Below are 11,218 nucleotides of genomic sequence, written 5' to 3' on the forward strand. Positions count from 1 at the left end.
GCGCGGTGCTGTTGCGCGGGGGTGTTATCGGGCATCGGGCGTCGACATGCCCAAGCCACCCCCACCTTGGGTGAACGGCCGCGGCTGGGGGCCGTGCGGCTCGGTATGCTGGCCGAAACATATGTGGCGCCGTGTTCGGTTCGACGCCCGGGATCAGGGAGCGTGCCGTGCGCAATGTGTTGTCCGTGTTCGTCCGCGATGTCCGCCGGCTGCTGCGCGTGCCGGCGGCGTGGGTGATCGTGCTGGGGTTGGCTGTGTTGCCTGCGTTCTACGCGTGGGTGAACATCATCGGGTTCTGGAATCCGTACGGCAATACCGCCAATGTGCGGGTGTCGGTGGTCAACCGGGACCGCGGCACCGAGTCGGCGCCGATCGCCGGCGTCGATCTCGGCGACCGGATCGTCGATTCGCTCGGGGACAACCATGACATCGGCTGGGCGTTCGTCGACGAGGACGCCGCCATGCGGGACGTCAGGTCCGGCCGTTCCTATGCGGCGATCGTCATCCCCGAGGATTTCAGCGACCGGCTCGCGGGCCTCATCGCCGGCGACGACAAGCGGCCGGCGCTCGAGTACTACGTCAATGAGAAGGCCAGTCCCATCGCGCCGAAGGTCACGGATACCGCCGCGAACACGGTCGACCGTCAGGTCAACGCCACGTTCGTCTCCACCGTCAGCGAGGTGGTGGCACAGGCCGTCAACCAGGCCGAGGCCCAGGCGTCGGATTCCGCGGACGCCGCCCGTGCCAAGGCCGACCGGGCGCTGGCGGACGCGCAGGATGCCGTCGCCTCGATCCGCTCCGCCATCGCCGACGTCACCGATGCCGACGACCCGATGGATCTGACGGGCGTGCGCGCCACGCTCGACGATGTCCGCCGGCTCGGCACCGACGCCGCCAGCGGGCTGGACGGCCTCTCCGACCTGCTCGGCACCACGCGGACCACGCTCGGACAGACCGTCGACACCGCCTCCACGGCGTTCGACACCGGCAACTCCCTGCTCTCCCAAGCCAACGCCAAGGCCACGGGCGCTCTGGCCTCGGCATCGGGGGCAATCACCGCGGCCAACGGCCAGGTCTCCGGCGGTCTGGCCACGCTGCAGGACATCACCGACCGCAACGCCACGCTCCTGAACGATCTGAAGGCCCTGTCCGAAGCCCTGCCGGATTCGGCAGGCACCATCGCGCAGGCCATCGAGCAGCTGCAGCAGGCGAACACGACGCTGGACGGCACCGTCGAAAGCCTAACGGCGCTGAACGGCACCATCGCCACCACCGCCACGGACACCGGCGCCCTGGCGGACGATCTGGGCACGGCCACGCAACAGGCGTTGGACGCCTCCGCGCAGGCCCGGTCCACCCTGAACGCCGACGCATGGCCCGCGCTCGGCAACGGGCTGGGGGCTCTGTCCACGGCGAGCGGCACGCTCGGCGGCCAGCTGTCGGCGCAGGGCACGCTGATCGACCAGGCGTCGCTGATCGTGGATCAGCTCGACCAGGCGCTCCAGCAGACGAAGACCGCCCTGTCCGACACCGACGCCGCCCTGGCGCGCGTGCAGACCAGGCTGGGCACGCTGCGCACGGATTTGGGCGCATTGTCCTCCGCCGGCACGCTGGACGCCCTGTTCGGCGGGGACGGCACGCTCGACGAACGCAAGATCGCGGATTTCATGCTCTCCCCCACCGTACTGGACGAGCATGTCGTGTATCCGGTCAACTCGTACGGTTCCGGCATGGCCCCGCTGTTCACGAATCTGGCGATGTGGGCTGGCGTGTTCATGCTGGTGGCGCTGATGAAGCTGGAAACCGACGGCGAGGGCGTCGAGGACCTGACCGCCACCCAGGCGTATCTGGGCCGTTGGCTGCTGTTGGCCGTCATGGCCGCCGCCCAGGGGCTGGTCGTGACCGTCGGCGATCTGGTGATCGGCGTGCAGACGGTCAGCCCCGTCGCGTTCGTGGCCACAGGGGTGATCGCCTCGGTGACGTACAGCGCGGTCGCGTACATGCTGGCCACCACGCTGCTGCATGTGGGCAAGGCCCTGATCATGGTGATGATCATCGTGCAGATTCCGGGGGCGGGCGGCATGTATCCGATCGAGATGATGCCCGGGTTCTTCCGCGCCCTGCACCCGTTCTTCCCGTTCACCTACGCGATCGACGCCCTGCGTGAGACGATCGGCGGGTTCTACGGCAATGTCTGGTGGACCAGCATGGCGCATCTGCTGGTGTTCGCCGCCGTCGCGTTCGCCGTCGGCATCGGCGTCCGGCCGCGGCTGACGAACGTGAACCGGCTGTTCGCCCGGCAGATAGCCCAGGCCGGAATCCTCAACGGCGAGCCGGTGACGCTGCGCGGCCATGAGTATCCGATTGGCCAGATCCTGCGCGTGTTGGGCGATCGTACGGAGTATCGGGAGGCGATCGTCCAACGGGCGGCCGCGTTCGAGGACCTGTATCCGCGGCTACGACGCGGCGCGACGATTGCCGGGTTCGTGGTGCCGATCATACTGGCGGTCACGTTCTCGCTGACCACGGACGCCAAGCTGGCGATGCTGGGCGCATGGACCGTATGGGTGCTGCTGATCATCGCGTTCCTGATGGGCATCGAACTGATGCGCGACCATCTGCGTCGACAGGTCGAGCTCGGCAATCTGGACGACGAGGAGATCCGCGTGCAGCTGGCGTTGCGCGATCTGGACCGTACGCGCGCCCGCCGCGCACGGCGGCGTAGGCGCGCACGCCGCGCGGACCGCACGCGGGAGGCCGCGCGCCAGGTCGTCGAAACCGATCTGATCGGGTTGCATGATTCCAAGGGGAGGCACCGGGCATGAGGGATATCTGGCATCTGTTCGTGGATGATGTGCGCCGGCTCACCGGCAACGTGGTCTCCGTGATCATCGTGATCGGCCTGGTGGCGATTCCCAGCCTGTTCGCCTGGTTCAACATCGCCGCCAGTTGGGATCCGTTCGGCAACATGGGCGCGATGCGGTTCGCGGTGGCGAACGACGATGAGGGCTACCAGTCCGACCTGATCCCGGTCCGCGTGTCGATCGGCGCCGAGGTGGTGGACGAGCTGCGCGCCGACTCGCGGCTGGATTGGACGTTCACCACGCGACAGGATGCAATCGAGGGCACGAAGTCCGGGGAATACTATGCCGCGCTGGTGATCCCGAAGGATTTCAGCGCCACGATGATGACGTTCTTCACCGAGGACGCGCGCCACGCCGTCATCGAGTACTACAGCAACGAGAAGAAGAACGCGGTCGCCCCGAACCTGACGGGCGCCGGCGCCGACGAGGTGGCCGCGCAGGTCAACGAGATGTTCGCCGAAACGCTGACGGGCACCGCGTTGGACATCGCCGCGGCGCTGGTCCGGCAGCTCGACCGCCCCGAGGCCCGGAACGCGATGGACGATTTCCAGGCCAACATCGCCGACTTCGCCGCCCAGTTGAACGACACCGCCGACTCCCTCGCCACCTACCGCGCGCTGACCGACACGGCGCAGTCGCTGCTGGAAAGCTCGTCGGCGCTGGTCGGGCAGACCGCCACGGCCATCGACGACGACGCCGAACCGTTGGGCGACGCCCGTCAGACGGTCCGTGACACGGCCGACGCGCTCTCGGCGGCCGCGGGCACGGTGACGGACGCGTTGTCCGCCAGCGCCGACGGGTTCACCGGCGTGCGCGACGATCTCGACACGTTGTTCGACGACGCGCAGGACAACGCCGCGGCCACCGCCGATGCGCTGCGCCAGCAGTCCTCCGCGGTGGCCGACCAGGCGACGCTCTACCGGCAGCTGCACGATACGCTGCTGGGGCTGCCGGGCGCGGCCGACAACCCCGACCTGACGGCCGCGGCGGACGCGTTGCAGCGCACCGCCGACCAGCTGGACACGCTGGCCACGGCGTTGACCACGGCCGCCGACACGGTGACGCGGGACGCCGACGCCGCGCTCGGACAGCAGGAGCAGATCCGCACGCTCATCGACCAGGCCGTCGCATCCGTCACCGACGTCTCGGACGGGTTCGCGGCCGACATCGCCCCGCAGGTCGACCAGCTCACCGCCGCCGTGCGGGACGCCTCCTCCGTGCTGGATCAGGACACGCAACGGTTGGATTCCACGGTCTCCACGCTGGATGACGCCGCTGCGGACGCCGGCGCCACGGTGGCGGACATCCGCACGATGCTGGACGACACCGCCGCGCACCTGCGCGAGGCCGGCGCCGGGCTGACCACCTTCCATGACGATCTGTCCGACGCATTGACGAGCGGCGACGCCGACGCCGTCCGTTCGCTGCTCGCCGGGGACGCGTCCTCGTTGGCCTCCGCGCTGGCCGCGCCGGTCGAACTGGATCGCAAGGCCGTGTTCCCGGTGACGAATTTCGGTTCGGGCATGGCGCCGTATTACACGTTCATTCCGTTGTGGACCGCGTCGATCCTCATCGCCCTGGCGGTCAGGACCTCGCTGGCGGACGAGCAGCGGCGGCGGTTCCGCCGGCTGCGGCCGCATCAGGTGTTCCTGGGACGCTTCGGCGTGTTCGCGCTGATTTCGCTGCTGCAGAGCACGGTCAGCTGCGCGGGCAGCCTGCTGTTCCTGCGCGTGCAGGCCGTGCACCCGCTGCTGTTCATGCTCTCGGGCTGGGTGGGCGGACTGGTGTTCGCGTTCTTCATCTACACGATGGTGGTCAGTTTCGGCAACATCGGCAAGGCGATCGGCATGCTGATGCTGGTGTTCCAGGTGTCCGGTTCGGCCGGCTCGTACCCGCTGCAGGTGCTGCCGGGGTTCATGCAACGGCTGAGCCCGTTCCTGCCGATCACGCACGCGATCAACGCGATGCGCGCCGCGATCGCCGGCGTCTACCAGAACGATTATTGGATGGAACTGGGCAGGCTGCTGCTGTTCGTGCCGCCGCTGCTGCTACTCGGCCTGCTGCTGCGCAAGCCGCTGGTCGGGCTGAACCGCCGGTTCGGCGAGCAGCTGGAACGCACCAAGCTCATCGGATGAGCTGCGACCGACCCGCGCGCTATTGGACGACGGAGGCTTCCTGCCTCGCCACGTCAAGGGCGGCGTTGAACGCGTCCGACGTCCAGCTGGCACCGGCCACCTTGTCCACCTTCAACCCTTTGAGCGGTTTGCCCACCACCACGCCGGGCACGGCTTCGGCGAACGCCTCCTGATGGTGCTTGGAGATGGTGGTGAACGGGTGTCCGACGACATCAACATCGGTGACAGCACCGTCCGCAATGGTCAGATACACGTCGATGGTGTCCTCGCCGACCGGCCCATACTGGCCCTTGATCGCATAGGTGCCGTCGGCGTAGACGCCGGTATCCTGCCGGGCTCCGCCATTCCCGCCATCAGAACCGTCCGGCGCCTCATCATTGCCCGCATCCTCGGCGGTGCCCGTTCCCGTCGTCCCCGAATCCGCCGACTGCCCGGAATTCCCGGCGAACTCGTCGTCCATCGGCACGGCTTTGGGTTCACCGCACCCACCCAGCAGGGCGGCGGTCACCGCCAGACCGGACACCGTCATGCCGATTGCACGGCCGCTGAACGCCACTGCGTTCCGTTCCATATCGCATATCCTTTCCGTTCGCAGTCGCACCGTTACTGTCGAACCGACAAACCGACGCGGCCCTCCGGCGTGGTTCAGTCTCTCCGTCCCCGGCTGCCGCACCTATTCCACCTGTACTCACGCCCCGGTTTTCGCGGCCTTGGTCGGGTCGGCGAACGCCATTGCCGTCTCCCCGGTCTGTGCGCCCTCCACCTGCGCCCCGGTGGATGCCGGTCGCCCGCCCGCCGCCTCATACGCGAGCCGGGCCGTTTCGTCGTTCCACCGCTCCCCCACCAGCACGCCGTGGTTGAGCATGATCTCTCGTTGCGCGCAGGAGGCGACCAGCGCGTCATGCGTCACCACGATGATGGTGGTGCCCTGCTCATGCAGCTGCCGGAACAGGTCGAGCACAATGCGCTCGTTGCGTTCGTCGAGATTGCCGGTCGGTTCGTCGGCCAACACCAGTTTCGGGCAGTTGATCAACGCCCGCGCGATGCACACACGCTGCTGCTCGCCACCGGACAGCTGGGCGGGCAGATGGTGGGCACGTTCCTTCAACCCGACCCGTTCCAGCGCGGCCATCGCCTGCGCCTCATCAACCACCGAATGATAATACTGAGCGACCATCACGTTCTCCACCGCCGTCAGATGCGGCACCAGATGGAACTTCTGGAACACCAGACCGATCACGTTCTTGCGCACGTCGGCCAGCTGCGCGGCGTTCAAGTCCTCCAGTCGCCGCCCTTCCAACGTCACCGAACCACGGCTGGGCGAATCCAAACACCCGATGATGTTCATCAGCGTGGTTTTGCCGGAACCGGACGAGCCGACGATCGCCAGCCACTGTCCTTCCGGCACGGTCAGGTTCAGATCGTCAACGGCGTTGAGCTCGCCGTAAATCTTGGAGATATGGTCGAGTTCCAGTAACATGCCTTGTCCTTTCCCTATCGTGAATGAATGAACGAGATCGCAGTCCGATCGAATGACTCGTCGCCCCGCGGTCCGGCCGGAAAACCTGTCATGGCCTGTCATTCCTCCCGCAGCACCACGGCCGGGTCGATGCGCGTGGCGTTCCGAATCGGCGGAGTCGACGCCGCCACCGCCACCGCCATGCTCAGCGCCACCGATGCGGCACCCAACGCCACGCTGAAATCCAATGTTCGGTCGAACACCATCCGGCACAGCGCACGCGCCAGCGCATACCCCAAACCGACACCACACAGGCCGCCGGCCATGCCATACAACGCCGATTCGGCGGCAAACTCGGCCACCACGGAACGCGTCGTGGCTCCGAGCGCCCTGCGCAGGCCGATCTCGTTGCGCCTCTGGGAGACGATCGATGACATGGTGGTCGATACGCCCACGAGCGTCAGCGCGAGCACCACCGCCGAAACGAACCAGAACAGCGTCTGCAGCATGGCGATGATGCGGCGGTTCGACGAGGTCATCCGGGATACGCGCTGTGCGCTCACGCCCAGTTCGCCGTCGTTGATCGCATCGGCGAGGGCTTCGAGATGCCCGTCATCAGCCTGTGAGGCGAATTCGATGACGTCCGGCCCACGGTCGCCCGCCAACGCGACAACGTCGTCCACGGTCGCGTAGATGATGCCGTCCTCGTTGCCGCCGGTTTCCAGGATTCCGGCCACGCGATACCCGACGCCGTCGGTTTCCAGGATGTCGGTGGACACACGGCCGTCCCGCATCTGCCCCGCGACGCTGCCCGAGGAATCCTCTGACGAGGTTCCGCCGCCGGCGTCGCCGGGAGCGCCCGCATTGTCCGCGCGGTATCCGATGGTCACGGTGTCGCCGATCTGCAGGCTCATCGCTTCGGCCGCATCCGAACCGACCAATACCTGCCCATCGCTCGGCCAGTCGCCGTCGACGACCCAATGCCGGTTGAGCGCGCGCGTCGCGTAGACGTCGATGCCGGCCAACACATACGATGCCGCGTTGACGCGTACGGTTTCATACCGGTAGGTCGCCGCGTCCGCCTCCGCCGCGGCCCGCACCTGCGTTTCGACAGTACGGACGACGTCGTCGTCCATGCCTCCTTGCGGGCCGGTGACGATGAGATTCGCGCCGTACGCCCGCATCTCGTCGCCCATCTGTTGCGGCACGGTCAGGCAGATCGCGGCCAGCCCGAACAGTGTGACGGTGCCGACCATCGAGGCGACCACGGCCATGATGGCACGCGAACGGCGGCGGAATACCGCCCCGAACACCATGGTGAGGAACATGCGCCGGTTCGTCATACGACGTCCGGCATTGCTGTCAGCGGCCATGAAGCACCTCCGCGGGACGTACTCCCAGGATCGAACGGATGGATGAGCAGGAGGCGGCCAGCACGGTCGCGGCGATCAGCACGGCCACCAGGATGAACACCATCGGCCGTAGCGTGATCGACGAGGCGAACACGACCTGTCCGATCAGCTGCGCCGCGCCGACACCCAATCCGGCACCCGCGAGCGCGCCGATCAGTGCGATCACCGCGGTTTCCAACAGCATGAGCCGCGACACCGCGCCGTCGGTCGCTCCGATCGCCTTGAGCAGCGCGAGTTCGGAGGACCGTTCCGTGATCGAGGCGGCCATCAGGTTCGCCACGGCAATGGCTGCGGCGAGCAGGCTCAGGCCGGTCATGACGATCATGACCGCGCGAGTCTTGTTGAGTACATCGCCTTGCAGTTCGGAGATCTGGCGGATCTGTTTGGCCACGGCGTCGGGGAGCACCTCCTCGATCTGGTAGGCGATCGACGAGGCGTAGGCGGTGCAATACCAGGTTTCCCATTCCTCCTGGGTGACGGCCGCGGGATTGCGGGATACTTTGCGCGCCAGGTCGTTTTCCGGTGTGGTCAGCGCTTTGACCTCCACCTCGTCGACACAGTCGGTCAGACCGCTCAGTTCCTGCAACGTCGCCGAGGGAACATAGACGGCGCCGTTTTCCTCGTCGCCCGAATCGTAGATGCCGACGACGGTGACGGTGGCCGCCGCATTCCCCCGGGATAGGGTGATGGTCACGCCCGGGGCGTCGATGTGCAGTTGGTCGGCGAGATCCGCGCCAATCATCGCCTCGCCGGCATCGTCCTGCGCCCAGCGCCCGTTGACGGTCCACCACGAGCGCATGCCTTGTACGCCGACGACCGAAGTTTCCCCGGTGGCCAGATGCAGTGTGGTGTTGAACCAGGTGCCGACGACGGGCACGGTTGCGGCATCGCCGCCGGTGCCGGCGGTGATGTCCGCGTGCAGGTTGAGTTTCGGAGCGAAGTTGGTGATGTTGTATGCCCAGAAGATCGTTTTGATCTTCTGAATATCGCTTTCCTTGAGGAAGGAGGTCGGTTCGGTGTCGCTGCCGTCCACCGTCTCGTACAGGTCGGCGACCACCGCGTCCGATTTGGGTTCGATGACGATGTTGGAGCCGTAGGCCGAGAGTTCTTCGTTGAGTTTGTCCCCTACGTCGAAGACGACGCCGAGCATGGCCGTCGCCACCGCCGAGGATAGGCAGATGGTGATGGCGACGAGCAGCCGTCGCCGGAACTGTCGGCTGAACGAGCGGAAGATCATGCGCAGGATGAACACCGGAACCTCCTTTCGTTATTGGAAGTGCGCGGACAGCGCATCAAGGTCGGTGGTGTGGATGGTGATGGCACCGTCGTCGACCTGGTAGGGGAACGGTATGGGGTTGCAGCCGCCTTTGAACCCGATGGTGGCCAGGTTGATCGCCACGTCGCAGCGTTTGCAGATGATTTTGCCGTCCTGTTCGTAGTAGCCGGCGTCGCCGCAGGTTTCGCAGGCGTCCAGGCCGACGCCGTACGCGCCGCCGTTCTTGAGGATGATGATGAACCGCATCTCGGTGCCGTCGGCCGCCGTGTATGCGAAGCGATGCAGATGCCCGTCCTCCACTTGGGAGAAGGGGATGGTGGCCACGCCGTCCACAAGCGAGTATTCCTCCGGTTCGGAGATGACCGGCTGTTTGTTCAGTTCGTAGGTTCCCCATGCGAGCAGCGCTGTCAGCGCGATGGCGGCCGCCATGCTCCACGCGCCGGCGGCCACGGCTCGACGGCGGAAGGCGATGCGTGCGCGAACCCCCGCCTCGTTCAACGGCGGGGTTGCGGCGTCTTCCGGCAGGCGGCATCCGTTCGGCGTGGTGCGCAGGCCGATGATGATTGAGGCGACGGCGGGGATGAGGAAGGCCAGCGCCTGTGCATAGGTCATCCACAGTTCGTGGTTGTGCAGCAGGATGAGCACACGGAAGGCCGGCCCGTGCAACACCAGGATCATCATGTTCATCAGCAGCGAGAACAGTTCCGTGGCGTGCATGGCCAACTGCAGGATGGCGACGATCAGCGCGGCGGCGGTGAAGGCGCGGCGGATGTCGGGGGTGCGCAGGGTGTGGAACACCGCCGCCACGATCAATGCCATGCCGATGCCCAGCAGGAAGCCCAACGCGCGCAACAACATATCGGAGGTGAACGGCGAGTCGCCGGTGTCGACGAAATTCGTCAGCTGCAGGATCACGTCCGGCATCGCGAAGAATATTGTGACCGCGATATCCGCCGCGGCGACGCCATTCGCCACGGCCATCCACAGGCGGGCGCGACGAACCGACGCATCCTCCTTCCCGTCTGCGGAAACGCGGCTTGCGGATGTCCGACGCCACCGTTCGACGATGCCCTGGGAGCGAACGATTACCGCGATCAGTGCGATATCGAGGATCACACCGAGGATCAGCGTCGGCAGGTTCACGGTGGACCGTCGATTGAGGATGGCGGTGCCGCGCAGTATGGCGAAGACCACGGCCGCGGCCAGGCCGATGGCGACGCCGATCGCGCGCCACCGGCGACTGGCCGGCCGGTTACGGCCTTCCCCTACGGTGAGTAGCACGCTCAGGCTCATCACCAGCAGGCATGGGCCGATGGTGCCGGAAAGCGCCTGGTTGAATTGCCCGAGCATGATCTTCCTTTCATTCGTCTTCTCTCAAGTGCGGCCAGTGGCCGCATCCCGCCCTCAGCGGGCGGACCGGTCACCACTGGTGGACGGTGTAGTCCCAGTCGAAGGTGGCTTCCAGCGGCTCGTTCCACCAGTGGCCGGTCACGCCGGTCTCCGGGTCGGTGTGCAGCATCCAGCCGTTCTCGGCCGGGGAGTGGATCTTGAACGTCAGCGTGTATTCACCATCCTTGTCCAAGGCGATGTTGCCGCCGTAATGCGGACCGTCGGAGGCGACCATCTCCATGAACGTGCCCTCCTGCGTATTGGACGGGTCGTTCTTGTCGGTGATGACGTAGTCCACGGTCAGGCCGGGCACGAAATCGCCGGCACCGTATCCCAGGTCGTTGCCTTCCAGCGCGGTGATGTCGGCTTCCAGATGCAGGTTCGACTCCGCGGCGCTCAAGCCCATGCCGGCGGGTTCCATATCAATCGGCTGGAAATAGACCGCGGCGGCGTTAATCTCGCCCTCCAGCTCCACATCGGTGCCGATCGGAATCTCCTCGAAGCCGGCACCGGTATCCGCGGCGTCGGCGGCGCCCTCGGTCTGCGACGCGGCGTCGGTACCCGAGTCGGTGTTTGCGGCACCGGTGTCGCCGCACGCCGCGGTCGCCATGCTCAGCGATCCGGCGAGCAACAGGCCCAGCAGGGTTGCCAGCGTTTTCTTGGTGGTCATGGTGTTCTCTCTT

General features: G+C 66.5%; 8 protein-coding genes. 2 read left to right on the forward strand and 6 right to left on the reverse strand.

Annotated elements, in window-relative coordinates:
* Positions 1-167: 167 nt before the first annotated feature.
* Together OU11_RS07195 and OU11_RS07200 are read left to right on the forward strand one after the other, a co-directional pair.
* Positions 168-2,825, forward strand: coding sequence for a YhgE/Pip domain-containing protein (locus OU11_RS07195; protein ID WP_152597114.1), 2,658 nt, complete (start codon positions 168-170; stop codon positions 2,823-2,825).
* Positions 2,822-4,999, forward strand: a complete 2,178-nt coding sequence (locus OU11_RS07200) for a YhgE/Pip domain-containing protein (RefSeq protein WP_033515664.1) — start codon at positions 2,822-2,824, stop codon at positions 4,997-4,999. Before OU11_RS07195 ends, OU11_RS07200 begins: the two co-directional genes overlap by 4 nt.
* A 19-nt stretch (positions 5,000-5,018) precedes the next feature.
* On the opposite strand, the gene OU11_RS07205 is transcribed toward OU11_RS07200, so the two are convergent.
* From OU11_RS07205 to OU11_RS07230, 6 genes are all read right to left on the reverse strand, one after another.
* Entirely contained in the window at positions 5,019-5,570 is a 552-nt protein-coding gene (locus OU11_RS07205; protein WP_033515666.1) for an FMN-binding protein, read from the reverse strand.
* Between the two features lie 117 nt (positions 5,571-5,687).
* The gene (locus OU11_RS07210) at positions 5,688-6,479 is read right to left on the reverse strand and encodes an ABC transporter ATP-binding protein (RefSeq protein ID WP_033515668.1); all 792 of its coding nucleotides are present in this window, start codon (positions 6,477-6,479) and stop codon (positions 5,688-5,690) included.
* A 98-nt stretch (positions 6,480-6,577) separates the two neighbouring features.
* The gene (locus OU11_RS07215; RefSeq protein WP_033515740.1) at positions 6,578-7,801 is read right to left on the reverse strand and encodes an ABC transporter permease; all 1,224 of its coding nucleotides are present in this window, start codon (positions 7,799-7,801) and stop codon (positions 6,578-6,580) included.
* 19 nt (positions 7,802-7,820) lie between these two features.
* Positions 7,821-9,122, reverse strand: coding sequence for an ABC transporter permease (locus tag OU11_RS07220; RefSeq protein WP_033515670.1), 1,302 nt, complete (start codon positions 9,120-9,122; stop codon positions 7,821-7,823).
* Between the two features lie 15 nt (positions 9,123-9,137).
* The gene (locus OU11_RS07225; RefSeq protein ID WP_033515672.1) at positions 9,138-10,496 is read right to left on the reverse strand and encodes a DUF2318 domain-containing protein; all 1,359 of its coding nucleotides are present in this window, start codon (positions 10,494-10,496) and stop codon (positions 9,138-9,140) included.
* Positions 10,497-10,566: 70 nt separating this feature from the next.
* Positions 10,567-11,205: an iron transporter gene (locus tag OU11_RS07230; RefSeq protein WP_033515674.1), complete on the reverse strand. Its 639-nt coding sequence runs from the start codon at positions 11,203-11,205 to the stop codon at positions 10,567-10,569.
* Between the last annotated feature and the right edge of the window lie 13 nt (positions 11,206-11,218).

The sequence above is a fragment of the Bifidobacterium pullorum DSM 20433 genome (assembly GCF_000771405.1).
GTDB classification, from domain to species: Bacteria; Actinomycetota; Actinomycetes; order Actinomycetales; family Bifidobacteriaceae; genus Bifidobacterium; species Bifidobacterium pullorum.